Source organism: Nonomuraea fuscirosea (genome assembly GCF_003001935.1).
GTDB classification, from domain to species: Bacteria; Actinomycetota; Actinomycetes; order Streptosporangiales; family Streptosporangiaceae; genus Nonomuraea; species Nonomuraea fuscirosea.
Genome location: NZ_PVNG01000015.1, coordinates 235781 through 260335, shown reverse-complemented (window position 1 = coordinate 260335; position 24555 = coordinate 235781). Strand labels below are relative to the sequence as shown.

The 24555-nt window shown below is 70.8% G+C and carries 25 protein-coding genes; 15 read left to right on the top strand and 10 right to left on the bottom strand.

Annotated elements, in window-relative coordinates:
• Window positions 1-144 precede the first annotated feature (144 nt).
• The 5 genes from B0I32_RS32625 to B0I32_RS32605 form a co-directional block, all read right to left on the bottom strand.
• Entirely contained in the window at window positions 145-999 is an 855-nt protein-coding gene (locus B0I32_RS32625; protein WP_146178386.1) for an SDR family oxidoreductase, read from the bottom strand.
• A 635-nt stretch (window positions 1000-1634) separates the two neighbouring features.
• Window positions 1635-2600: a hypothetical protein gene (locus B0I32_RS57990; RefSeq protein WP_181308000.1), complete on the bottom strand. Its 966-nt coding sequence runs from the start codon at window positions 2598-2600 to the stop codon at window positions 1635-1637.
• A 336-nt stretch (window positions 2601-2936) separates the two neighbouring features.
• Entirely contained in the window at window positions 2937-3878 is a 942-nt protein-coding gene (gene nuoH / locus B0I32_RS32615) for an NADH-quinone oxidoreductase subunit NuoH (protein ID WP_106246310.1), read from the bottom strand.
• Entirely contained in the window at window positions 3871-4563 is a 693-nt protein-coding gene (locus B0I32_RS32610; protein WP_245956167.1) for an NADH-quinone oxidoreductase subunit C, read from the bottom strand. The genes nuoH and B0I32_RS32610 overlap by 8 nt, the downstream gene beginning before the upstream one ends.
• On the bottom strand, window positions 4560-5105 hold the full coding sequence (locus tag B0I32_RS32605) for an NADH-quinone oxidoreductase subunit B (protein ID WP_106246453.1): 546 nt from the start codon (window positions 5103-5105) through the stop codon (window positions 4560-4562). The genes B0I32_RS32610 and B0I32_RS32605 overlap by 4 nt, the downstream gene beginning before the upstream one ends.
• Before the next feature lie 305 nt (window positions 5106-5410).
• Here B0I32_RS32605 and B0I32_RS32600 point away from each other — a divergent pair, with 305 nt between their 5' ends.
• Window positions 5411-5755, top strand: a complete 345-nt coding sequence (locus B0I32_RS32600; protein ID WP_146178384.1) for a hypothetical protein — start codon at window positions 5411-5413, stop codon at window positions 5753-5755.
• Window positions 5756-5785: 30 nt separating this feature from the next.
• Here B0I32_RS32600 and B0I32_RS32595 read toward each other — a convergent pair whose 3' ends face one another.
• Window positions 5786-6157, bottom strand: a complete 372-nt coding sequence (locus tag B0I32_RS32595) for an NADH-quinone oxidoreductase subunit A (RefSeq protein WP_106246306.1) — start codon at window positions 6155-6157, stop codon at window positions 5786-5788.
• A 127-nt stretch (window positions 6158-6284) separates the two neighbouring features.
• On the opposite strand from B0I32_RS32595, the gene B0I32_RS32590 reads away from it, so the two are divergent.
• The 11 genes from B0I32_RS32590 to B0I32_RS32545 all read left to right on the top strand — a co-directional run bounded on the left by B0I32_RS32590 (window position 6285) and on the right by B0I32_RS32545 (window position 18084).
• Window positions 6285-7748 carry a polysaccharide deacetylase family protein gene (locus tag B0I32_RS32590; protein WP_146178383.1) on the top strand — a complete coding sequence of 488 codons (1464 nt, stop codon included), beginning with the start codon at window positions 6285-6287 and terminating at the stop codon, window positions 7746-7748.
• 33 nt (window positions 7749-7781) lie between these two features.
• The gene (locus B0I32_RS61750; protein WP_311132193.1) at window positions 7782-7871 is read left to right on the top strand and encodes a putative leader peptide; all 90 of its coding nucleotides are present in this window, start codon (window positions 7782-7784) and stop codon (window positions 7869-7871) included.
• A 124-nt stretch (window positions 7872-7995) separates the two neighbouring features.
• On the top strand, window positions 7996-9840 hold the full coding sequence (locus tag B0I32_RS32585; protein ID WP_106246303.1) for a 2-oxoacid:acceptor oxidoreductase subunit alpha: 1845 nt from the start codon (window positions 7996-7998) through the stop codon (window positions 9838-9840).
• Complete coding sequence (locus B0I32_RS32580; protein ID WP_245956166.1) at window positions 9833-10879, top strand: 2-oxoacid:ferredoxin oxidoreductase subunit beta; 1047 nt, start codon at window positions 9833-9835, stop codon at window positions 10877-10879. Before B0I32_RS32585 ends, B0I32_RS32580 begins: the two co-directional genes overlap by 8 nt.
• 20 nt (window positions 10880-10899) lie before the next feature.
• The gene (locus tag B0I32_RS32575) at window positions 10900-11916 is read left to right on the top strand and encodes a right-handed parallel beta-helix repeat-containing protein (protein ID WP_106246301.1); all 1017 of its coding nucleotides are present in this window, start codon (window positions 10900-10902) and stop codon (window positions 11914-11916) included.
• Between the two features lie 18 nt (window positions 11917-11934).
• Window positions 11935-12828, top strand: coding sequence for an NAD-dependent epimerase/dehydratase family protein (locus tag B0I32_RS32570; RefSeq protein WP_106246299.1), 894 nt, complete (start codon window positions 11935-11937; stop codon window positions 12826-12828).
• Between the two features lie 55 nt (window positions 12829-12883).
• Window positions 12884-13543, top strand: a complete 660-nt coding sequence (locus tag B0I32_RS32565; RefSeq protein ID WP_106246298.1) for a polysaccharide deacetylase family protein — start codon at window positions 12884-12886, stop codon at window positions 13541-13543.
• Window positions 13543-14454, top strand: a complete 912-nt coding sequence (locus tag B0I32_RS32560) for a glycosyltransferase family 2 protein (RefSeq protein WP_106246296.1) — start codon at window positions 13543-13545, stop codon at window positions 14452-14454. Before B0I32_RS32565 ends, B0I32_RS32560 begins: the two co-directional genes overlap by 1 nt.
• Window positions 14451-15455, top strand: a complete 1005-nt coding sequence (locus B0I32_RS32555; RefSeq protein ID WP_106246295.1) for a GNAT family N-acetyltransferase — start codon at window positions 14451-14453, stop codon at window positions 15453-15455. Before B0I32_RS32560 ends, B0I32_RS32555 begins: the two co-directional genes overlap by 4 nt.
• Window positions 15456-15545: 90 nt before the next feature.
• Window positions 15546-16853, top strand: coding sequence for a nucleotide sugar dehydrogenase (locus B0I32_RS32550; RefSeq protein WP_106246293.1), 1308 nt, complete (start codon window positions 15546-15548; stop codon window positions 16851-16853).
• Complete coding sequence (locus B0I32_RS32545) at window positions 16843-18084, top strand: glycosyltransferase family 4 protein (RefSeq protein ID WP_106246292.1); 1242 nt, start codon at window positions 16843-16845, stop codon at window positions 18082-18084. The genes B0I32_RS32550 and B0I32_RS32545 overlap by 11 nt, the downstream gene beginning before the upstream one ends.
• Before the next feature lie 19 nt (window positions 18085-18103).
• Here the strand turns inward: B0I32_RS32545 and B0I32_RS32540 are convergent, their stop codons facing one another.
• Complete coding sequence (locus tag B0I32_RS32540; RefSeq protein ID WP_106246290.1) at window positions 18104-18946, bottom strand: glycosyltransferase family 2 protein; 843 nt, start codon at window positions 18944-18946, stop codon at window positions 18104-18106.
• 26 nt (window positions 18947-18972) lie between these two features.
• Here B0I32_RS32540 and B0I32_RS32535 point away from each other — a divergent pair, with 26 nt between their 5' ends.
• The gene (locus B0I32_RS32535) at window positions 18973-19521 is read left to right on the top strand and encodes a dTDP-4-dehydrorhamnose 3,5-epimerase family protein (RefSeq protein WP_106246288.1); all 549 of its coding nucleotides are present in this window, start codon (window positions 18973-18975) and stop codon (window positions 19519-19521) included.
• A gap of 9 nt (window positions 19522-19530) precedes the next feature.
• Window positions 19531-20424, top strand: coding sequence for a hypothetical protein (locus B0I32_RS32530; protein ID WP_106246286.1), 894 nt, complete (start codon window positions 19531-19533; stop codon window positions 20422-20424).
• Here the strand turns inward: B0I32_RS32530 and B0I32_RS32525 are convergent.
• Both B0I32_RS32525 and B0I32_RS32520 read right to left on the bottom strand, forming a co-directional pair.
• Window positions 20373-21767 (bottom strand): O-antigen ligase family protein, encoded by a 1395-nt coding sequence (locus B0I32_RS32525; protein WP_245956165.1) that lies wholly within the window; start codon window positions 21765-21767, stop codon window positions 20373-20375. The genes B0I32_RS32530 and B0I32_RS32525 overlap by 52 nt on opposite strands.
• A gap of 3 nt (window positions 21768-21770) precedes the next feature.
• Window positions 21771-22478 (bottom strand): GumC domain-containing protein, encoded by a 708-nt coding sequence (locus B0I32_RS32520; protein WP_106246284.1) that lies wholly within the window; start codon window positions 22476-22478, stop codon window positions 21771-21773.
• 263 nt (window positions 22479-22741) lie between these two features.
• Here B0I32_RS32520 and B0I32_RS32515 point away from each other — a divergent pair, with 263 nt between their 5' ends.
• Window positions 22742-23614: a DUF6492 family protein gene (locus B0I32_RS32515; RefSeq protein WP_106246282.1), complete on the top strand. Its 873-nt coding sequence runs from the start codon at window positions 22742-22744 to the stop codon at window positions 23612-23614.
• On the opposite strand, the gene B0I32_RS57985 is transcribed toward B0I32_RS32515, so the two are convergent.
• Window positions 23593-24531, bottom strand: coding sequence for a hypothetical protein (locus B0I32_RS57985; RefSeq protein ID WP_106246280.1), 939 nt, complete (start codon window positions 24529-24531; stop codon window positions 23593-23595). The genes B0I32_RS32515 and B0I32_RS57985 overlap by 22 nt on opposite strands.
• Window positions 24532-24555: the final 24 nt, after the last annotated feature.

Here is a 24555-nt window from a genome sequence, read left to right as displayed (position 1 = left end):
TGTGGCCCGGCTCGCGAGATGCTGCGTGGCCCCGCCACGCTCGTCAGGTCGGCGGCAGGCGAGAGGCCCCGGCCGGATGCCGGTGGCGGCGTGATGGCGTCTGCTCGTAGGCCGTCAACCGCGCGGGAGAAGACCGCTGGGCGCCTATGTCGTCGGCATGGCCTGGTCATCCTGGAACTCGGGCGCGTGGTCCGCTGCCCACTGGTCGAACCCGGTCGCGGGGCGGCGCAGCGCCTCCTCGACGGTGGAGGTGGCGGGCGAGTTTCCGGCGGCGGCGTCGTCGAGGAACCGCAGCACCGCCTCGGCCTCCTCGCCCGGCATGAACCGCGAGAAGTGTTCCAGTGCGGCGTCTCTGGATAGTTCGATCACCGGGATCCTCCTGGCCGCCGCGCGGCCGATCGCCGCGACCTGCTCGCGCTGGGTGAGCCGCGCCGGGCCGGTGAGCATGCCGCTCATCGCCGGCGTGGGCGTACCGGTCAGCGCTGCGCTAACCACGGCGGCGACGTCGCGCTCATGGATCGGCGCGGTGAGGGCGTCCGGCCGGTACAGAGGCAGGCCGCCACCCTCGCGAATCGGATGAGCCCAGCCCAGAGCATTGGTGGCGAGCACCAGCGGCCGGATCGGCACCAGCTCGACCCCGGGCTGCGCGGCGAACGCGGCCTCGGCCTCGCGGTGCCTCTCGGTGATCGGGTTGCCTGCCGACGTCGGGTGGAGCACGCTGCCCGAGGACATCAGCACGACGCGTTCCACCCCGGCGGCACGCACCGCCTCGGCGACAGCGGGGGCGCCCTCGTGGGTGGCGTACAGGAACACCTGCGCCATCCCGTCGAACGCCGGACGCAGGCTGGCCGGATCGGTCAGATCGGCGGCGAACCAGCCGGGTTCCGGCCGTCGCGCGGAGGCGCGAACCGGGACGCCGTCGGCCAGTAGCTGTTCGAGCACGAGCCGGCCGATGTTCCCGCGGGCTCCCATGATCAAGGTCGGTCGGTGATCCACCACGGCTGTCTCCCATCAGCGCCATGGGGACCCGGGCGGCCGGCAGGGCGTTCCGACGCTTCACCCTGCTCCCGCCGATGCTACCGAACCCGTCACCGCGGCCCATCGGGAACCACCCGCGTGCCGAACCGCCGGTCCTGCCCCGGTCGGGCTTCTGGAATCGGCGGTTCGCACGGGATGCTGCGGCCCACGCTGAGATGGTGATGTCGGACGTGGGTAACTGGTCTACCCACTCGTCGCGGGTGTTGGTCCGCTCCCAGTCCTGCCGCCCATACTCGGACGCGCCCCCATACTCGGACGCGCCCCCAAGCTCGGGCGCGCCCCCAAGCTCGGGCGCGCCCCCAAGCTCAGGCGCGCCGCGCGACTGGTGGACGACGTGTTGCGTCGGCTGGAGCCGGCGTCTGGACGTGTACATGGTGCCGGTGTCGAATCAGACGACGCTCAAGCCGGAGGACCGCGCGGTAGCGATCACCATCGGGGTTCAGGACGAGCACCCTCCTGTGGTTCGAGGCGCAGTCGGGCATGGCCGCGCATGACCGACCCATCTCCGTGTGAAGAATCCGAGAGCCCTCGAGTCACTTTCTTCGTTTTCGTCCCGTGGACGGAGTCGGTGCCGACGCCCGTACGCGTGGGTGGGGTCAGGGGGTGGCTTCTCGGGTTCGCTTGGTCAAGGTTGTGTATTCGTCGCGGTCTATCTGGTGGATGGCCAGGGCGAGGTCGTGGCGTCTGGCGAAGTGTTCCACGTGGTGGGGGGACCACGGGCCTGGGAGGTGGTGGAGGGGGCGGTCGTAGCGGTCGCGGATGAGGAGGCCGGTCAGGTTCTCGTGGCGGTAGAGGAGGAGGCTGAACGCTTGGCCGTGGAGCTCTCCGAGGCGGAACTCGGCAATGACGGCGTTGCCGGTGCGGACCTGGAGCTTGTTGGCGGCGCCGAGGATGAGGTGGAGGCCGGTGTACGGGCCCAGGGCGAGGCCGCGCTTGACCTGGTAACGATGGAACTTCGCACGGAGGGGGCGCAGGAGCAGCAGGACGGGGCTGAAGGCCACCAGGAGCCACTTGCCGTCCACGAGGTCCAGGATGATCCGGCCGAAGGTGGACAGACCGCGCCAGGCCAGCCACAGCCCCGACATGGCGAGATAGATCATCAGTGCCGCGCCCGCGATTCCGGCGCAGATGGCCACCGGCTTACGCCAGCGCGGTGTCGGGGCTGGGCTGGGGAGGCCGTGCATACGGCGCCAGCCGGGAGCTCGGGCCGCGAGGGCGATGCGGGTCTCACGGGAGGTGTGGTTGCGGGCGTCTTGGAGGGGGATCTCCGCCCTGCGGGCGAACTCCTTCAACTGCTCGATGTGCCACTCGCCCGGTAGGTCGAGAAGTATCAGGTCATCGGCGTCCAGAGCGGCCAGGCCCGCGAAGGGCGGGGGTTCTTCGTCGGAGGTCGTCTGTCGCGTGTGGCGGTAGAGGTAGAGGCGGGCCGGGGTGAGGGTGGTCGAGTCGCCGGTGGTCGGGTCTGTGGCCGTCAGCGTGTGGGGATGGTTCGACGTGAGGATGGTCTGGGGGCATGGGGCGTCCTCGGTTGCGCCCGCGCTTGGGAGAAGCTTGTCGGTCACGCGTCGTACCTCCAGTGGGCCCCTACTGAGTACGACGGTTGGGGGTGCGGCAAGGTTTCTTCACGGTGGCGCGGCGCGTTGGGTGAGTGGGGGTGAATGGCCCGACGTGGCCGTCCGCCGTACATGTGTGCAGGGGTGGATGGTTGAACGTGGTCGTCGAGGTACAACGGCCGGACATGGTCAGCCTGCATGTACGTAGGTCGACGGCCGGACGTGGCCATCCGCCGTGCATGTGTGTAGAGGTGAGTGGGCGGGAGTGGTCATCCGCCATGCACATGCGTGGGGGTGAACGGTCGGGCGCCATGCATGTACGCAGAGCGGCGTGACCTGGGTGGGTCAGATGAGGACCTTGACGATGCCGGTGAGGGCGAGTTGGACGAGGGCCAGGGGGACGAGGACGGCCCAGGCCAGCTTCTGGAGCTGGTCCTCGCGAAGTCGCGGGTAGGTGACGCGGAGCCAGATCACGACGAAGGCCAGCAGGAAGACCTTCAGCAGCGTCCACAGCCATCCGGGCAGGAACGGGCCCTGCCAACCGCCCAGGAACAGGACGGTGGTCAGGAAGGACAGGACGACGATGCCGGCGTACTCGGAGAGCATGAAGAGCGCGAAGCGCATGCCTGTGTACTCGGTCATCGGGCCCATGATGATCTCGGACTCGGCGATCGGCATGTCGAACGGGGGGCGGCGGAGTTCGGCCAGGCCGGCCAGGAAGAAGACGATGCCGCCGATGGCCTGCCAGGGCAGCCACCACCACTGCCACGCTTCGACGATCGACGGGAGCGACAGGGTGCCGGCCGCCATGGCCACCGATGAGGCCGCGAGGACGAGGGGCAGTTCGTACGACATGAGCTGGGCCGCCGAGCGCATGCCGCCGAGGACGGAGTACTTGTTCGCCGACGCCCAGCCCGCCATGATCGAGCCGAGGACGCCGATGCCCATGACGGCGAGGACGAAGAAGAGGCCGAGGTCGAGGTCGACGGCCACGCGGTCGCGGTCGATGGGGATGACGATCAGGACGACGAGGTACGGGACGAGCGCCACGCCTGGGGCGATCATGAAGATGCGGCGGTCGGCCGCGGCCGGGATGACGTCCTCCTTCTGCGCGAACTTCACCCCGTCGGCGATGAGCTGCGCCCACCCATGGAAGCCGCCCGCGTACATGGGGCCGAGGCGGGACTGCATGTGGGCCATGACCTTGTGCTCCGTCTGCCCGATGATGAGGGGCAGCACCAGGAACACGATCAGGATGACGACGAAGCTCAGCACCACTTCAAGCATCGGGCGGCCCCCAGTCGGCGGGTACTCCTGGCGGAAGCGTCTTGCGGCGGCTCGGGGAGCCGTGTCCTGATTCGCCCGGTTCCTTCGCGCCCGGCCAGGGCTTGGCGACGCGGGCGGCGAGGATGAAATCCTTGCGCAGCGGGTGGCCTTCGAAGCCGTCGGGCAGGAGGAGGGGCACGAGGTTGGGGTGGTCGTCGAAGATCACGCCGAACATCTCGTACGTCTCGCGCTCGTGCCAGTTCGCACCCCGGTAGACGCCCACGGCGGTCGGCAGGTGAGGGTGGTCTTTGGGTACGCGGGTGCGCAGGAGCAGCCGGCCGCCCGTCTCCGGGTTGTAGACGTGGGCCACGACGAGGAAGGCGTCCGGTGGCTCGTCCACGCCGGTCAGCCAGTCGAAGAAGGCGTGGCCGAGGTCGTCGCGGGCGTAGGTGAGCAGGGCGATCCAGTCGGCGGGGGCCACGTCGGCGGTGGTGTCGCCGTACGACTCCGAGATGTCGACGCGGTCGCCGAAGTAGGCCGAGATCCGGGCGGTCACTGCGCCTTGGGCTGTTTCGGCCTCAGCTGTTTCGGTGTCGGTCGGGGCCGGGTCGGAGTTGTCCCGCCCGGTCGGGGTCGTGGTCGAGTCGCCCTGCCCGTGCGGGGTCGCGTCGGGGTCGTTCTGTCCGTTCGGGGGCGTGGCCGTCATGACTGGTCCGCTTCCGGGGAGTCGCCGTGCGGGCGGGACCAGACATAGCGGTCGCTGAGCTTCTCGCCGGCGATCTTCTCCTGGAGCTTCATGATGCCGTACAGGAGCGCTTCGGGCCGGGGTGGGCAGCCGGGGACGTACACGTCGACGGGGATGATCTGGTCCACGCCGTTGGTGACGCAGTAGGAGTCCCAGTACGGGCCGCCGGTGTTGGAGCAGGCGCCGAACGAGATCACGTACTTCGGGTCGGGCATCTGCTCGTAGAGGCGCTTGACGGCCGGGGCCATCTTGTCGGTGACCGTGCCTGAGACGATCATGAGGTCGGCCTGTCTGGGGCCGTTCGCGAACGGGATCACGCCGAAGCGGATGAAGTCGTGGCGGCTGGTGGAGGTCGCGATGAACTCGATGGCGCAGCAGGCCAGCCCGAAGTTGAACACCCAGAGCGAATAACGGCGGCCCCAATTGAGCACGAAACGCATCGGTTTGGGCGCCAACCGGGAGATCGGGCCCACGGTGGGCATCGGGAGATCCGTTGCTGCCATGTCGCCCATTCTTGCGCGGATCACTGGTCAGGCAAAGGAATGGCGCCAAAGGGGGTGTTCCGTAGGGGTTCGTCGGCGGCTCGGCTCGCGCGATTACGTGGTGGGTTGGCTGCTTCCGGAGGTGGGGGGCGCGCGCCGCTCGGGGGCGGGCTGGTCGAGGCGCACCGTCGGGGGTGTGGGTGGAACTTCGTGATCTGCAGGGGCGTTGGACGGGTGTGGGTAACGGTTCCAGTAAGAAGCGTTTACGCAAGGGAGACAGGCCCCGCCGTCAGGGTGAGTTCTCGACGAAGGTCCCGCACCGGCGCATGACGCCCCAGGAGCGTTATCACCGCAACTGGGGACGGAAGGCCGCGGCTCGGGCTCCTAAAGCGTCGGATCTCTGGATCTCCTGGGGTCTGCCGACGGCGGGCTTGGTGATCGTCTGCGAACTGCTCTACTTCTTCCTCGTCGCCGAGCAGTCGGGCGGGACGAGCGTCCTCGGGGTGCTGGGGGCCGGGGCGTGTGCCGCTGCCCTCTCATGCCTTCGCATGCTGCAGGAGACCGTTCGCGGGGCGGAGGACGAGGGCGGCAATCGGTTCGTCGTCATCAGCGTCGTGTCGGCGGGTGTGACGGCGCTCGCCGTGCTCGTCCAGCTTGTCCTCGTGCGCTAGCAACCTCGGCGCGCTGTGGGATGACGGTGCTCAGGTCCAGGTGAGGACGCGTTTGCGCCAGGCGTACACGATGCCGAGCGCGATGAACCCCAGGAACACGAACATCTCCACCAGCGTCGTCAGCCCGTAGCCGGGCGTGTCGAAGACGGTGGCCCAGGGGAACAGGAAGACGGCGTCCACGGCGAAGACGACGTACAGGTACGTGAAGACGTAGTAGCGCACCTGGGACTGCGCCCACCCCTCCCCGACGGGGTCGACCCCGCACTCGTACGTGGTGAGCTTCTCCGGGGTCGGGCGGTTCGGGCGGAGCAGGCGGTTGGCGAACAGGGCGCCGGCCACGATGGCGACGCCGATGGCGAGTAGTGCGGCGACCAGCGCGTACGAGCCGAAGTAGCCGTCCATGAACGCGATGGTAACCCGAGGAGAGGTACCCGCACCGGTCAAAGCCTCTGGACCTATCCCCCAAAATCGGAGTAAAAGGTAAGATCGGCACCATAACCTGACATGCATGCATAAATCGCGGTTCTGTATGGGGATCGCTCTGCTGGCCCTCTCAGCCTCCGGTTGCGGCATGGCCGCCGCCGGCGACGGGAAGGACGTCATGGTCCCGGCAGAGCCGACGATGATCGACTTCGTCGACCCCGCCGGCGTCGTCGGCCTGTCCACCAGGACGCTGACCGAAGGCGACTCCGTGGACAGCAGATATGTGCACATCAACTACCCCGAACTGCCCGGCGCCCCCGCGCTCACCAAAGCCCTGCGCGCCCAGGCCGAACGGCAGATGAAGGACTTCCACGACCGCACCCGAGGCGACGAGCACCTGACGCCCCGCCCCGAGCTGAACGTGGACTGGCAGCTCGCCGCCGCCTCGCCCCAGGCCGTCGCGGTCCGGCTGCGCACCGGCGAATATCTCGGCGCGCGATGGGGCAACTCCACCCGCACCTACTGGTACGACCCGGGCGCCGGCAAGGCGGTCGACTCGACCGGGCTGCTGGCGGGCAAGACGGCGCTCAGGACGCTGGCGGCACTGGTCAAGGAGCAGTTCAAGGAGCGCAAGCCGCGGATCGAGCAGGACGACCTGCGGCCCGGCGGTGACACGTTCGACTCGATGGCCTTCAACCGGAACGGGGACCTCGTCGTCGAGTTCGACGACTGCCAGCTCGGCCCCTGCTCGCTCGGCCGGCTGGCCGTGGCGGTGCCCGCCTGGCAGGCGGAGCCGCTGCTGTCGGATCTGGGCCGGCGGGCTCAGGAGGGCGTGCGCGCCGGCAGCGCGACGCACGGCGGCCCGCCCCGCTTCGCGCCCACAACCAGCCCCGGCACGGTCAGCAGCAGGGCCGGCGGCGTGGACTGCGGGCGGGTCAAGTGCGTGGCGCTGACGTTCGACGACGGGCCGGGACCGTACACGGGGAAGCTGCTCGACGCGCTCAAGGGGGCGCGGGCGCGGGCGACGTTCTTCACGGTCGGGAGCAACGCGATGGCGCAGCCGGCGCTGGTGCGCCGGATGAGCGCGGAGGGTCATCTGGTCGGCAACCACAGCTGGGCGCACAGGGACCTGTCGAAGCAGGCCAGCAGCAAGATCGCCGACTCGCTCGGGAAGACCAACAGCGTGGTGGCGGACGTCATCGGGCAGACGCCCACGCTGGTGCGCCCGCCGTACGGGGCGGTGAGCCCGCGGGTACGTGACGTCGCCCGCGACATGGGGCTGGCTCTGGTCAACTGGGACGTCGACACCAAGGACCAGATCGGGGGACGAGCCGGCGAATCGGGCGACATAGCGGACCTGACCGTGCGTGCGGCGCATCCAGGTGCGATCATTCTTATGCACGACATCCATCGGGAAACCGTCGCGGCGGTTCCGGACATCCTCAAAAGGTTGCGCGGGAAGGGTTACAGGTTCGTCACCGTTCCTGAGTTGTACGGCTCTGCGGGGATGCAGGCCGGACGCCTGTACGGGTCAGGAAACGAGCTGCAGGGTAAGCAGCCCCTGACGTAACGCACGTAGTAGGGGGACGTATAGTTGGCGCTCGTGACCCGAACCGTCCTGTTCGCCCGCCTGCATGTAGACCTCTGCAGGCTCGCGTCCGGGCTGTGTCGTCGCTCTCCCACCTCACCCTGACTGACGTCAACCGCGTTTACCCGCTCAACGCGGCTGGCAAACGCGTGACCTTCCGAGGATCTAGCATGGATACAGAGAACGCGCCCAGGCAACCGCGCATCGGCGCGTCGAGGAGGACTGAGCTGTGACAAAGCAGGTCCAGCAACTCGATCGCGTGATCATCAGGTTCGCTGGAGACTCCGGCGACGGCATGCAGCTCACCGGTGACCGCTTCACCGCGGGGACGGCGGAGTTCGGCAACGACCTGTCGACGCTGCCCAACTTCCCCGCCGAGATCCGCGCGCCCGCAGGCACCCTGCCCGGCGTGTCGAGCTTCCAGCTCCACTTCGCCGACCACGACATCCTCACGCCCGGCGACGCGCCGAACGTGCTCGTGGCGATGAACCCCGCCGCGCTCAAGGCCAACCTGGGCGACCTGCCCAGGGGCGCCGACATCATCGCCAACACCGACGAGTTCACCAAGCGCAACCTGCAGAAGGTCGGCTACGCCGCCAACCCGCTGGAGGACGAGTCGCTGAGCGAGTGGCGGGTGCACGCGGTGCCGCTGACCTCGCTGACCGTCAAGGCGCTCGAGGACTTCGACCTGTCCAAGAAGGACGCCGAGCGGTCGAAGAACATGTTCGCCCTCGGCCTGCTGTCCTGGCTCTACCACCGGCCGACCGAGCAGACCGTCAAGTTCCTCGAGCAGAAGTTCGCCAAGAAGCCCGATCTGGCCAAGGCCAACATCGCGGCCTTCCAGGCCGGCTGGAACTACGGCGAGACGACCGAGTCGTTCTCGGTCTCCTACGAGGTCAAGCCGGCGCGGCTGGCGCCGGGCGTCTATCGCAACATCTCCGGCAACCAGGCGCTGGCGTACGGACTGATCGCCGCGAGTGTGCAGTCGAAGCTGCCGCTGTTCCTGGGGTCCTACCCGATCACCCCGGCCAGCGACATCCTGCACGAGCTGAGCAAGCACAAGCGGTTCGGCATCCGCACCTTCCAGGCGGAGGACGAGATCGCGGGCGTAGGCGCGGCGCTGGGCGCGGCGTTCGGCGGAGCGCTGGGCGTGACCACGACGAGCGGCCCCGGCGTGGCGCTGAAGGCGGAGACCGTCGGCCTGGCGGTCACCACCGAGCTGCCGTTGATCGTCGTGGACGTGCAGCGGGCCGGTCCCAGCACCGGCATGCCGACCAAGACCGAGCAGACCGACCTGCTGATGGCGCTGTTCGGGCGCAACGGCGAGTCGCCGGTGCCGGTCGTGGCGCCGATGTCGCCGAGCGACTGCTTCGACGCGGCCGTCGAGGCGGCCAGGATCGCCGTCAAATATCGCACTCCGGTCATGTTGCTCTCGGACGGCTACCTGGCCAACGGCTCGGAGCCATGGCGCCTGCCGGAGATTTCCGACTTGCCGGACATCTCGCAGGAATTCACCACCGAGCCCAACGGCGCCGACGGCGAGTTCCTGCCGTTCAAGCGCGACACGGAGACCCTCGCCCGCCCGTGGGCCATCCCCGGCACCCCCGGGCTCGAACACCGCATCGGCGGCATCGAGAAGGCCGACGGCACCGGCAACATCTCCTACGACCCGAACAACCACGACCTGATGGTCCGCACCAGGGCCGCCAAGATCGCCGGCATCGACGTGCCCGACCTGGAGGTCGACGACCCCGACGGTGACGCGAAGGTGCTGGTCATCGGCTGGGGTTCGACGTACGGGCCGATCGCCGCGGCCGTGCGGCGCATCAGGAGGAGCGGGGGCAAGGTCGCGCAGACCCACCTGCGTCACCTCAACCCGCTGCCCGCCAACACCGGCGACGTGCTCAAGCGCTATGACAAGGTGCTGCTGCCCGAGATCAACCTCGGTCAGCTGGCGCTGCTGCTGCGGGCGCGCTTCCTCGTCGACGTGATCAGCTACAACCGTGTGCGCGGGCTCCCGTTCAAGGCCGAGGAGCTGGCCGGAGTCATCCAGGACGTGATCGACAGTGACTGAGCTGGTTAATGGGAAGGGCCTGTCGCTCATCCCGAAGACCGACGTGAAGCAGGGCATGAAGGACTTCAAGTCCGACCAGGAGGTGCGCTGGTGCCCGGGCTGCGGTGACTACGCGATCCTGGCCGCGGTGCAGAGCTTCCTGCCCGATCTGGGGCTCAAGCGGGAGAACATCGTGTTCGTCTCGGGCATCGGCTGCTCCTCGCGCTTCCCGTACTACCTCAACACCTACGGTTTCCACTCCATCCACGGCCGGGCGCCGGCCATCGCGACCGGGCTCGCCGCCAGCAGGCCCGACCTGAGCGTGTGGGTGATCACCGGTGACGGCGACGCGCTGTCCATCGGCGGCAACCACCTGATCCACGCGCTGCGGCGCAATGTCAACCTGAACATCCTGCTGTTCAACAACAGGATCTACGGCCTGACGAAGGGCCAGTACTCCCCCACCTCCGAGGTCGGCAAGATCACCAAGTCGACTCCGATGGGCTCGCTGGACAAGCCGTTCAACCCGATCTCGCTGGCCATCGGCGCCGAGGCGTCGTTCGTGGCCAGGACCATCGACTCCGACCGCAAGCACCTGCAGTCGGTGCTGCGCGAGGCGACCGAGCACCGCGGCACGTCGCTGGTCGAGATCTACCAGAACTGCAACATCTTCAACGACAACGCCTTCGAGCAGCTCAAGGACCCCGAGGTCCGCGACGACATCACGCTGCGGCTGGAGCACGGGCAGCCGATCACCAGCGCCTCGAAGGCCGTCGTCCGCGGTGCGAACGGCGGCATCGAGGTCGTGGCCCGCGACGGCGTGAGCGAGGACGAGATCCTCGTGCACGACGCGCACAACCCCGACCCGTCGGTGGCCTTCGCGCTCAGCAGGCTCGACGAGCCGGCCTTCGAGCACGTGCCGATCGGCATCTTCCGTCAGGTGGACCGGCCGGCGTACGACGTGCTCATGGCCGAGCAACTGGAAGAGGCCGTGGCCCAGAAGGGGCCCGGCGACCTGGGAGAGCTGCTGCTGGGTGGCGACACCTGGCGCATCGGCTGATTTTTCGCGACGATGCCGGGGTGGCGAGGACGTGGTCGTACGTTGTAGCCGCGGTCGCCGCCCTGGCACTGGTCGTGGCCGTCGCGGGTGAACTGACCGAGCCGGCCGGGCAGGCCGGGAGCCCAGCCGGACAGACGGCCGAACCAGCCGAGAAGGCCACAGACCAGGCCAAAAAGGCTGCGGACCAAGCAGGACAGGCCGCAGAGCAGCCGGGACAGGCCGCGGACCAGGCGGTCAGCCCCCCGGCGACGGTCCCGGCCGGCTTCCCCGACGCCGCCTCGACCGGCGTCCCCCCGGGCACGACGCTCACCGACGTCGCCGGTGACCAGATCTTCGCCAGGGACGGCGAGGTCGTCGAGGGCCAGGTCTTCTACGGCTTCGTCACCGTGACCGCGCGCGGCGTCACGTTCAGGAAGTGCGTCTTCCGCGGCGGCCCCACCGAGGAGACGCGCCCGCTGGTCGACAGCGAGCACGCCCGCGACACCGTGATCGAGGACTCCGAGTTCTACCCCACGCATCCCTCGCCGTCGATCGACGGCATCTGGGCGGGGCACACCAAGATCTACCGCAGCGAGTTCCACGGTACGGTGGACGGGATCAAGGCTCACACCGGCACCCTGGTCCAGGACTCCTACATCCACGACCTGAGCTGGTTCGCCAGCGATCCCGACCAGGGCGGCGAGTCCACGCACAACGACGGCGTCCAGGCCTTCGCCGAGCAGCGCGGCGTCACGCTGCGGCACAACACGATCGACGTCTCCACCACGGAGGACCCGAACGCGGCCGTCCAGTCATCGGCGGACGACCTGCGGGTGGAGGACAACTACCTCGACGGCGGCGCCTGCGTGGTCAACATCGACCACACGCCGCTGGGCCGGCCGCTGACCGGGCAGCGGGTCACCGGCAACCGGTTCGGCCGCGCCTCCGCGTACGACTGCCCGATCCTGCTGAGCACGCGCGCGGAGCTCCGGGCGGGGTCGGGAAACGTCTGGCACGATTCGGGCGATCCCATACCGTCACCCGAACAACACGACTGAAGGAACCGCGGAGGCCGCATGTCCGTCTGGAACGGGACGCGGGCCCTGATAACGGGCGCGACCGGGTTCATCGGCTCCCACCTCGTCCGGCGGCTGACCGAGCTGGGCGCGGAGACGCACGCGGTGAGCCGCCGCCCACCGGAGCGGGGAAGCCGGGGCTGGCACGCGGTGGACCTCACCGACGCCGCCGCCACCGCGAAGCTGGTCACGCAAGTCGAGCCGGAGGTGGTCTTCCACCTGGCCGGTGAAGTCACCGGCGGACGCGAGCCGGCCACCGTGGGCCCCACGCTGGCGGGCAACCTGGGCGCCACGGTGAACCTGCTGACCGCGCTGACCGGCACTTCGGTGCGCAGCGTGGTGCTGGCCGGGTCCGTGGAGGAGCCGCGTGACGGGCAGGCTCCCGGCTCCCCGTACGCGGCGGCCAAGGCGGCGGCGACCGGGTACGCGCGCCTGTACCACGCGCTGTGGCAGGTGCCGGTGTCGGTGCTGCGGGTGGCCATGGTCTACGGCCCCGGCGAGCCGAACCTGGCCAGGCTGGTGCCGTACGTGACGCTGTCGCTGCTGCGCGGGCAGAAGCCCGAGCTGACGTCCGGGACCAGACTGATCACCTGGGTGTACGTGGACGACGTGGTGGAGGCGTTCGTCCGCGCGGGCGCGAGCGGCGACGCGGCCGGGCACGTGCTCGACATCGGCACGCCGGAGCCGGTCTCCATCCGCGACACCGCGGAGCTGCTGGCGAAGATCGTCGGCGGCCCCGCCAGGCCCGTGTACGGCGCGGTGGCCGCCCGCCCGCTGGACCGCGCGCAGCGCTCCGACATCGAGCCGGCCGCCCGCGTCCTGGGCTGGCGGCCGGTCGTCTCCCTGAAGGAGGGCCTCAGCCGGACGGTCGATTGGCACGCAAGTCGCCTGTAACGGTCCATCCCGGGCGGCGATAACACTCTCGGCGGCACTCTGATCAGGGGGCGGGATGCGTGCGGTGACGAATCTGACCGTGCACGGCATCGGCGGCACCACCCGGGAGCTCGACCGGGGCGAGGACCAGACGTGGGTGTCGGTCGAGCAGTTCGAGCGGGTGGTCGACGCGGTGGCGGGGCGGCCCGACGTACGGCTCACGTTCGACGACGGCAACGCCTCCGACGTGGAGATCGCGCTCCCCCGGCTGCTGGAGCGCGGGCTGGAGGCGGAGTTCTTCGTCCTGGCGGGGCTGCTCGGTGAGCCGGGCCGGCTCGACGCCGGCGGCGTGCGCGAACTGGTCGGCCAGGGGATGCGGGTGGGCTCGCACGGCTGGGCGCACCGCGACTGGCGCACGCTGGACGCGGCCCAAGCGGGCGAGGAGCTGACCCGGGCCCATGAGGTGCTCGGCGAGCTGACCGGCACGCCCGTGTCCAGGGTGGCGATCCCGTTCGGCTCCTACGACAGACGGGTGCTGCGCCGCTTACGCCGCGCGGGGGTGACCCGCGCGTACACCAGCGACGGCGGCCGGGCCAGGGCGGGCTCGTGGCTGCAGCCGCGGACCAGCCTGCGGCGCGACCTGGACGCCGCGTGGATCGACGGAGTGCTCGCCGGGCCCTCGCCGGCCCGCCGGGTGGGCAAGCTCGGCATGCGGCTGTACAAGCGGGTGCGCTGATGCGCAGGGTCGCGGTGGTCATCGTCACCTACAACAGCGCGGACGTGCTCCAGGGCTGCCTCGACTCGCTGCCGGCCGGCGCGGCCGGGGTGGAGCTGGCCGCGGTCGTGGTGGCGGACAACGCCTCGAAGGACGACTCCACGGCGCTGGCGGCCGCGCGGGCGGACCTGCCGGTCACGGTGGTGCAGGTGGGCAGGAACGCCGGATACGCGGCGGCCATCAACGCCGGGATCGCCGCGCTCGACCTCGACCGGCTGGACGGCGTCTACGTGCTCAACCCCGACTGCCGGCTGCGCTCGGGGGCGATCGCGCCCCTGCTGGACTGCCTGGAGCAGCCGGGCCGGGGCATCGTAGTGCCGTACATGGTCAATCCGGACGGCACGCTGCAACCCTCGCTGCGCCGGATGCCCACGGTGGGCCGGGCTGTGGCCGAGGCGGTGGTCGGCGGGGCGCTGGCCGGGCGCATGGGCACGGCGGGCGAGCTGGTGACCGACCCGCGCGACTACGCCAGGCCGGGCGCCTTCGCCTGGGCGACGGGGGCGGCGCTGATGCTCGCGCCGCGGATGATCCGCGAGGTGGGGGCGTGGGACGAGTCGTTCCTGCTCTACAGCGAGGAGACGGACTACTGCCTGCGCGCCGCTGACCTGGGCTGGGCCACCTGGTACGAGCCCGCCTCGGTGGTCGAGCACATCGGCGGCGCGTCGGGGATCGATCCGGTGCTGGCGTCGCTGCTGGTCGTCAACAAGGTCCGGCTGTTCCGGCGGCGGCACGGGCCCGTGCGCGGGACGGCGTACTACGTGGCCGTGCTCGCCGGTGAGGCCGTGCGGGCGCTGGCGGGGCGGCGTACGTCCAGGGCCAGTGTGGTGGCGCTGTTGCGCCCCTCCCGGCGCATGACGGCCCTGCCCCAATGACGGGCCTGCGGGTCAGGACGTTCGGCGAGCTCTCCGCGGCCGAGCTGGACGCCTGGGAGACGGTACGGGCCGCGAACCCGGCGCTGGACAGCCCGTACTTCCATCCCGGCTTCTCCGCGGCCGTGCACGCCTCGGGGCGCACCGTCCACGTGGCCGTCGGGGACGACGTGTTCGTGCCGCACCACCGCGACGGCCGGCTGCTGCGCCCGGCCGGCTGGCCCGGGGCGGACTTCCAGGGGCCGATCCTGGCCGCCGGCGCCGGGTTCCGGCCGCTCGACCTGCTCGGGAACGGCGCGAGCGGCTACGCGTTCGACCATCTGGTGCCGGACGCCCCCGGCTTCGAGCGGTGGGTGCTCTCGCGCAGGCCGTCGCCCTACCTGGACGTCACCGGCGGGCTGACGGGCTATCTGGGCCGGGCCTCCAAGAGCGGCAAGGACAACATGGGGCAGGCGCGGCGCAGGGCCGCCAGGGCCGAGCGGGACCTCGGCGCGGTCAGGTTCGAGGCGGACTCGGTGGACGCCGGGGCGCTGGCACGGGTGATCGAGCTCAAGCGGGCCCAGTACGCCGCCACCGGCGCCCAGGACTACTTCGCCGAGCCCGACCGGATCAAGCTGCTCGAAGGGCTGCTCAGCACCCGCGACCCGGGCTTCGGCGGCGTGCTGTCCACCCTGCGCGCCGGGCCGCACCTGCTCGCGGCCCACTTCGGGCTCAGGTCGGGCGGGGTGCTGCACTGGTGGTTCCCCGTCTACGACCCGGCGTACGCCAAGCTGTCCCCCGGCTGGATCCTGCTGCGCGAGCTGGTCGCGGCGGCCCCTTCGCTCGGGATCGCCAGGATCGACCTCGGGCGGGGCGAGGACGAGTACAAGCGGCGGGCCAGGACCGGCGAGAGCGTGGTCTGCCAGGGCATCGTGACCAGGAATCCGGCCCGCCGGTGGACCGCCGCCGCCGGCACCCGGGCCAGGGCGGCCGTGCGGTCCCTCCGCGCCGGAAGAAATCGGTAACGTTCCAAACGGCATACCCGACATATCCCTTGGAGGCGGGGGATAACGCATTACGCCCTCCACATAGACGGTCCAACACGGAGGGCGGCTATGCGGATCAGTGTCTTCGGGCTCGGCTACGTGGGGTGCGTCTCGGCCGCCTGCCTGGCCTCCATGGGCCATCAGGTCGTGGGCGTGGACGTCAATCCGGCCAAGGTCGACCTCATCAACGGCGGGCACGCGCCCATCGTCGAGGAGCGCATCGGCGAGCTGATCGCCGAGACGACCGCCGGGGGCGCGCTGCGCGCCACCACCGACGCGGCCGAGGCGGTCGCGGCCACCGAGCTGTCGCTGGTCTGCGTGGGCACGCCGTCGGCGCCCAACGGCAGCCTGTCCACGACCTACCTGGAGCGGGTGGCCGAGCAGATCGGCCGGGCGCTGCGGCCCGGTCACGTCGTCGTCTTCCGCTCGACCATGCTGCCGGGCACCTGCGTCGAGCTGCTGGTGCCGATCCTGGAGCTGGCCTCGGGCCTGCGCGCGGGCGCCGGCTTCGGGGTGGCGGTCAACCCCGAGTTCCTGCGTGAGGGCACCAGCGTGCGCGACTTCTTCGCGCCGCCGAAGACGGTGATCGGCGAATCGGACGAGCGGACGGGGAACGTGGTGGCCTCCCTGTACGAGGGCCTGCCCGGCGACGTCTTCCGGGTCCCCATCCCCGTAGCCGAAATGACGAAATATGCGGACAACGCCTTTCACGCGGTCAAGATCGGCTTCGCCAACGAGATGGGCGCCATCTGCCAGGCGCTCGGGCTCGACTCCCACCAGGTCATGGACGTCTTCCTGGCCGACCGCAAGCTCAACATCAGCCCCGCCTACCTGCGCCCCGGCTTCGCCTTCGGCGGCTCCTGCCTGCCCAAGGACCTGCGCGGCCTGGTCTACGCGGCCAGGAAGGCCGACGTGTCGATCCCGCTGCTGTCGCACGTGCTGCCCGCCAACGACGCGCACCTCCAGCGTGCCTTCGAGCTGATCACCGCCTCCGGCCGGCGCCGGATCGGCATGTTCGGCCTGTCGTTCAAGCCGGGCACGGACGACCTGCGCGAGAGCCCGCTCGTGGAGCTGGCCGAGCGGCTCCTCGGCAAGGGTTACGACCTGCGCATCTACGACGCCAACGTGACCCTGTCGCGGCTGGTCGGCGCCAACCGCGCCTACATCGCCGAACGGCTGCCGCACCTGGGCGACCTGCTCGGCGACTCGGCGGAGGAGGTGCTCGACCACGCCGAGGTGTGCGTCGTCGGATGCCTGGACGAGCGGGTGCTCGCCGCCCTCGACCAGGCCGGCGACCGCACGATCGTCGACCTCGTCCGGATCCCGGACGCGGAAACCCAACGGGGCAGAAGGGACTACACAGGCATTGGGTGGTAGAGCGCTCATCCTCGTCGAGAACCTTTCCGTACCACTCGACCGACGTGTCTGGCAGGAGAGCACCGCCCTGCGCCAGGCCGGCTGGGAGGTGCACGTCATCTGCCCCCAGGGGGCCAGACAGGACACCGAGGCGGAGGCCGTCATCGACGGCGTCCACATCCACCGCTATCCGCTGCGCGCCGCCACCGGCGGCCCGGCCGGCTTCCTGCGCGAGTACGGCTCCGCCCTGTGGCACACCTTCCGCCTGGCCCGGCGGCTCGGCAGGTTCGACGTCGTGCACGGGTGCAACCCGCCGGACCTGTTCTTCCTGGTCGCGCTGGCCATGCGGCGCCGGGGCACCCGGTACGTCTTCGACCAGCACGACCTGGTGCCCGAGCTGTACCTGTCGCGCTTCGGCCGGGGCCGGGACCTGCTCTTCCGCGCGGTGTCGTGGATGGAGCGGATGACGTACCGGGCGGCGCACGTGGTGATCGCGACCAACGAGAGCTACCGGCAGGTCGCGCTGTCGCGGGGCGGCAAACGGCCCGAGGAGGTGTTCGTGGTGCGCAGCGCGCCCGTGGTCGAGCGGTTCCACCAGGTGCCGCCGGACGCGTCCGTACGGCGCGGGAAGCCGTACCTGCTGTGCTACCTCGGCGTGATGGGCCCGCAGGACGGCGTCGACTACGCGCTGCGCAGCCTGGCCAGGCTGCGCGACGAGCACGGGCGCGCGGACTGGCACGCGGTGTTCGTCGGCGGCGGCGACACGTTCGACGCGATGGTCGCGCTGGCCCGCGAGCTGGGGCTGGACGACTGCGTGGAGTTCACGGGACGCATCCCCGACGAGGACCTGATGCGCTACCTGTCCACGGCCGACGTGTGCCTGTCGCCCGATCCACGGAACCCGCTCAACGACGTCTCGACGATGAACAAGGTCATGGAGTACATGGCCATGTCCAGGCCCATCGTCTCCTTCGAGTTACGCGAGGCCCGCGTGTCGGCGGGCGAGGCGGCGCTGTACGCGCCCGCCGACGACGAGTCGGAGTTCGCCAAGCTGATCGCCCGGCTGCTCGACGACCCGGAGGAACGGCGGCGGATGGGCGAGATCGGCCGGGAACGGGTGGCCGGGCCGCTGTCCTGGGAGCACTCGAAGATCGCCCTGCTGGCCGCCTACGAGGCCGCCGTGGCGCCGCGCGAGGAGGCACCGCACGAGGGGGCACCGCGCGAGGAGACACCGCGCGAGGGGCCGCGGTGACGCCCGCCCCCAAGACCGCCTACGAACGCGCGGGGTCCTGATGACGGCTGCCCGCGTCGGTGCCCCAGCCCGTGGCGCCGCCGCGCAGTCTGGCCAGCAGCCGGTCCGCGGCCAGGACCGTCAGGTAGCAGGCGGCGTCCAGCGGACTGACCTGGCGACCGGCCAGCAGCGCGCCGAGCGCGGCCGGCCGCAGCGCCCGGCCCGGCCGGCCCAGCGCGGCCAGCTCGCGGTTGCCCCTGCGGACCCTGATCCGCCGGCGCAGGTGGGCGCGGACCGTGCCCGGCGGGCGTACCAGGGACCGGGCCGCATCGACCACGACGCGCTCGGCGCCGGTGAAGCAGCCGTCCACCCAGCCGTCGTCGGAGATCACGTCGGGCAGGGGGAACGCGCGCTCGTGGCCGCGCTCGTCGAGCACGTACACGCCCACGCCGGCCAGCGCCCGCGACGGCGCGACGAGCCGGTCGTGCACCCGGTGCACCCGCCGCACCACGGGGCCGGTGCCGCTCAGGTCCCACTCGGGGACGGGCGCGCAGGCCAGCACGCCCGGCCGGCCCGCCGCCTCGGCCAGGGCCCGTACGGAGGCCGCGTCGAGGCGTACGTCGGCGTCCAGGTAGACCCGGGGGAAGACCCGGCACGCGGCGTCGCCCAGGCGCAGCGCGTTGACCTTGCCGGGCACGGACGTCTCCAGCACCCGCACGCCGGGCCGCGCCGCCACCGCCGCCGTCCGGTCGGAGCAGGCGTTGGCCACCACCACGACGTCGAACTCCCCCGGCGCCGTCCCCGCGAGCAGCGCGTCGAGCCCCGCCGCGACGACCGTCTCCTCGTTGTGCGCCGGAATGACGACGCTCACCGACGCCTTCATCAGACCGCCTCCTGGAAGGACGAGACATGAAAGTGGAGCAGGGCGAGCTCGACGGGGTGCTGCTGTTCCGGCCGTCGCCGCACCGCGACAGCCGCGGCCTGTTCACCAGGACGTTCGACGCCGCCACCGCCGCCGCGGCGGGCCTGGACGCGTGCGCGTTCATCCAGGACAGCCAGTCCAGGTCGCGCCTGGGCACGGTCCGCGGCCTGCACGGGCGCTCCGGCAGGGGCGAGGGCAAGCTGGTGCGCTGCGCGAGAGGCGCGGTGCACGACGTGCTGGTGGACGCCAGGCCGCACTCGCCCACGTTCGGGCGCAGCATGGCGGTGCGCCTGGACGACGAGGACTTCCTGACCCTGTACGTGCCTCCAGGGCTGCTGCACGGCTTCCAGGCGCTGACCGACTTCGCGGACACCTGCTACCGCATCGACAGGGAGCACGATCCGAGCGCGGATCTCGCGGTCCGGTACGACGATCCCGACCTGGCGATCGCCTGGCCCCTGCCCCCGGCGGAGGTCAGCCCGCGCGACCTCGACGCGGGCTCGTGGGCCGAGCTGCTGCCCCGGCTCGGCGCCTGAGAGGCGGCCATGCGCGCCCGTCATCTCCTGCTCCTCGCCGCGGCGCTGGCCCCGGCCGCCTGCGACGCGGCCCCCGCCGCGACACCCACCCCGGCGCCCTCCCCCATGATCGTCCGGACGGACGGCTCGTCCTGCCCCGACCACCCCACGCCCGCCTGCACCGGCGCGCCCCGGGACGTCAAGCTGAAAGAGATCCGGCTGAACACGGAGAACGTCGCCTACCGCGTACGGACCGACGGCACCGTGCTGGACGGCGTGCACATCCCCGGGCACCTGCTGATCCACGCGAACGACGTGACGATCACCAACAGCGTCATCGACGGCGACGTGATCAACGCCGACGGGCCCGAGTCGTTCCGGTTCACGATCACCGACTCCACGGTGGGCACCACGGCCAAGTGCGAGCCGCTGCCCGCGATCGGCTACGACAAGTACCGGGCCACCCGCGTCCTGGTGCAGGGCCACAGCGACGGCTTCCGCGTCTCCGGCGACGATGTGGAGATCCGCGACTCCTTCGTCAAGCTCTGCTCGCGGCCGGGCGACCACTCCGACGGCATCCAGTCCTACAACGGCGGCAAGGGCCTGCTGTTCCACCACAACACCGTCGACCAGCGCGAGGCCAAGGACATCACCGCGCCGATCTTCCTGGTGGACGAGAAGTCGGAGGACGTGGTCGTCACCGACAACCTCATCATGGGCGGCACCTACAGCCTCCAGGTGCGCAACGCCCGCGGCCGGCAGGTGGTGCGCGGCAACAAGGTGGTGGACAAGTCCTGGGCGTACGGGCCCGCCGACTCCGAGTGCGGCCGGACGGAGTGGTCCGGCAACGAGCTGGTCACCATCGACGAGAACTATCGGATCACCTCGATCGTCGGCCCGCTGGCCTGCGCGGGAGAGAGCTGATCCGCCTGCCGACCCGCCCGCTGATCGGACCTGGCCGCCCGTAGCAGCGCTCCGGCCGTGCCGACCAGGACGAACGCCAGGCCCGTCACGGTGGCGAAGGACAGCAGGTCGAACGTGAGCGAGCCCACCAGCGGCACGACCAGGCAGGCGGCGACGGTGAGGCACAGGTCGCGGTCGCCTGGGTCGGTGCTGAGGTGCCTGGCCCGCAGTGCCGCGTAGCAGGCCACCACGAACAGCGCGGCGAAGGTGACGGTGCCGAGCAGGCCCGTCTCGACCATGGACAGGATGTACTGGTTGTCGAAGATCTGGTGCTTGGGGGCGTACCAGGTGCCCAGGCCCCGGCCGAGCCAGAAGTGCTGGCCGATCTGCTGGGCGGCCACGGCGTAGTCGTGCGTCCGGTACTGGATGCTCTCGTCGTTGCCGAGGTCGGTGAACAGCCCCGTGATGGCCCCGAGCAGGCCCGGCACGGTCACCCTGATCACCACCAGGAACCCGGCCGCCACCAGCAGCGTGGCCAACCGCCGCCGCCAGGACCAGCCGGCGAACAGCACCACGCCGACGACGAGCAGGCTCAGCATGGCCGAGCGCGACACCGAGAACATCAGGCCCAGCCCGATCAGCGCCGTGCACACCCACCACCGCAGCGCCGGCTCGGCCCGCAGCCGGGCCCGGGTGGCGTAGTGGGCGGCCAGCGGCAGCAGGATGGCGCAGGTGACGCCGAACTCGATCGGATGGCCGGTCGTCGCGGCCACCCGGCGCAGGTCGGCCCGCTCCAGCACGAACGAGTCGCCCTCACTGGTGTAGCGCAGGATCGGCAGCTCAAGGAACCTGGTCAGGTCGATGGAGAGCAGGAACTGCAGCGCCGCGATCACCGAGATCACCGCCCCGCAGACGACCAGGGTCCTGAGCACGAAATCCAGCCTGCGCCGGTCGCGCACGCCGTCGCAGACCGTCAGCGCCAGCCCCACCGTCGCGATCACGAGCACGAACGAGTGATCGCTCAGGTTGAGCTCGTCGGAGTCCATGTAGCCCCAGGTGGACATCCCGTAGGTGGCCACCATCGAGGTGAAGTAGGCGAACAGTGCCGTGCGCACGGGGTTGCGTCCCTTGGCCGCCCCCAGCGTGAGCGTGAGCTGCGCGCACAGCCAGAGCACCGCCGCGCCGAGGCTCACCACGTTGGCCGGGGTGAGCGACAGGGGCAGACCCTTCAGCACGAGCCGGGCCGGCACGATCAGCAGCACGGCGGCGAACACCGCGGCCACGGTCGCCCCGTCGGCCCGCCCCGGCAGCGGCGGCGCGCCGGGCAGCCGGGCGGTCGCGGGCGCCTGGGCAGGGGCGGCCACCGGTCACGCCCCCGTCTTCCCGGCCAGCCGGCGGACCCGGAGCGGGCGGCGCCGGGCGAGGCGGGCGCCGAGCGGAGCCGCCAGGCTCTCGGCCGCGAACGCGGCGGACAGCGAGGCGATCACCCCCAGGCCGAGCGCCGCCGCCGCCGAGCGCAGCTTCCTGCCCTGCTGGGGTGCCGGACTGGTCGGCGGCACGGCCTCGCTGATCGTGATGTACGTGCCCGCGGGTGCCCGCACCTGCCGCTGGCGGGTGTCGAGTTCCTGCCTGATCCGCGCGACGGCCTTGTGCACGATGGCCGTGGCCTCCTGCGGCGACCGGCTCTCCCCCTCCACGAACACCAGCGGCCCCGTGGCCAGCGACTCCAGGTTGTTGGTGCCGTTGGTCACCGCGTACTTGGTCGGGCCCTCGCTGGTGACCCCCATCTCCGCCACCATGTCCGGCGTGCTCATGACGCTGATCAGGATGGAGGCGGCCACCTCGAGCCCGTGGTCGAAGTTGAGCAGCGGGTTGACCCGGGGCAGGGGCAGGTCGGGGTCGGACGGGAGGGTGCCGCCGCTGTTGGGCGCGGTGAGCAGGAGGACCGCGGTCGTGGTGTAGGTGATCGGGACCGTGGAGTAGGCGTAGAAGGCGGCGCCGACGGCGGCCAGGAAGGCGGGAACGGCGACGTACCACCGACGCGCCAGGACGAGGACAGTCCCCCAGAAATCCACGCGCCCTCCCCTGCGAGTCCCGCCTCATGGATGTCGCCCGAAACAGGGTGGAGCGTTACACAAGCCGTGTAACACCAGCTATCGCCCGCCGATATGGATACAAGAGGCTAACTTTCACCCGGCCACCGCCGCGCGGCCGAGTGGCCCCAGCAGGCGGTGAAGGCGGTGCTCATCGCGCGGCGCGACAGGGGCGGGCCCATGGCGGCCGGGCCGGGGGCGATCGAGCGGTGCTCCCGGATCACCGGACCCGATGGGAGTCATCCGTGAGCAAGCTGGCGGTCATCACCCCGTCCTACGCCCTGGACGCCGAGCTGTTCGCCGAGTTGCACCGTTCCGTCCTGGAGTTCACCTCCGAGGACACCATCCACCACGTCTTCGTCCCGCCGGGCGACCGCGCGGCCTTCGCCCGCTTCGAAGGCCCCCGCTGCCACGTGTGGGTCCGCTCGGAGTTGCTGCCCCGCCGCTACCTGCGGCTGCCCGGCACCGACCTGTACGTCAACTACCGCCGCCCCTGGCCCCCGCTGCGCGGCTGGGTGATGCAGCAGACGGTCAAGATCGCCTCGGCCGGGATGCTCGACGCCGACGCCATGCTCATCATCGACTCCGACACCGTGCTCGTCCGCCCGACCAGCGCCGAGTCCTTCACCGTCGACGGGCGGCTGTGCCTGTACCGGCTGGAGAACGGCGTCACGGCCGAGATGGAGCGGCACGTCATCTGGCACCGGGTCGCCCGCGAGCTGCTCGGCCTGCCGCCCGCCCCGTCCCCGCCGCTGCCCGACTACGTGACAGCGCTGACTTTCTGGGACCCGGAGATCGTCCGGGCCATGCAGCGGCGCATCACCCAGGTGACCGGACGCGACTGGCTCGACGCGTTCAACTCCCAGCTGCACGTCTCCGAGTTCATCCTGTACGGCGTCTTCGTGGACGAGGTGCTGAAGGCGGACCCGCCGATCAACACCACGATCTGCCACCTGAGCTACAACCACGAGCCGTGGGACGTGGCGCAGGCGGTGGCCTTCGCCGACCGGCTGCCGCAGGAGGCGGTGGGGATGATGATCTCGGCCAAGTCGCACACGCCGGCGGAGGCCAGGGCGGCCGCCATCGCGCGGTGCGCTCAGGTCGTCGAGTCGAGCTGACCTTCCTTCGGCCCGTCCTCATCCGGCCCGTCCTCATCCGGCCCGTCGTCCTTCTCGGACTCGTCCTTCTCTTGCTCGGTCTCGATGACCTGGATCGGGCCGGTGGTCTCCTCGGCCAGCTCGTCCACCGTCAGCGGGAAGCCGGACATCATGGGCAGGCGCGACCTGGAGCCGTTGACCGCGGGAACGCCGTCCGCCACCGGCTGCTCGGCCACGACCTCGGCCCAGACCCCCTGCTCCGCCTCCTCCGCCTCCGTCGAGTCCTCCGAGGGCTCGGGTGCGGGCGAGGACGAGGAGTCCGTGCCGGCCCGGCGCGTGGAGCGGATCCGCTGGACCGCGTAGGCCAGGCCCAGCCCGCCGACGACGCCGAGCACGCCGCCGAAGCCCGCGGCGGCCAGCCGGTCGCCGATGGACGCCCTGGGCGTGGTGGGCGGCATCACGTCCATGATCCCGATGTGCGTGCTGATCGGCGCGTCCAGCGCGGTCTGCCGTTTGGCCAGCTCCAGCCGTACCCGCAGCTGGGCCTTGCGCATGACCTCCCGCACGGTGGCGGGAGAGTCGCTCTCGACCTCGACGTAGATGAACGGCCCGTTGGTGCTGATGCCGAGCAGGTCGGGGTTGGTCCGCCCGTCGTTGACGACCACGGCGGTGGGCCCGTTCTCCGGCGCGCCGAGCTCGGCGTACACGTCGCGCGTGTTGGTGGCCAGGATGAGGATGCCCGCGGTCGTGCGCAGGGCGTCGTTGAACTGCAGCAGCGGGTTGGTCAGCCCCGTCCGGCTCTGCGGCTCGGTCTCCAGCGTGCCGCCGGTGGCGGGCACGGTGAGCACCATGGACGCGGTGGAGACGTAGCGGCTCGGCATGAGGAAGTAGGCGGCCAGGGCGAGCCCGATGGCCGCGATGACGACAGGCGGCCCCACGACCTTCTTCCGGGCCAGACCAAG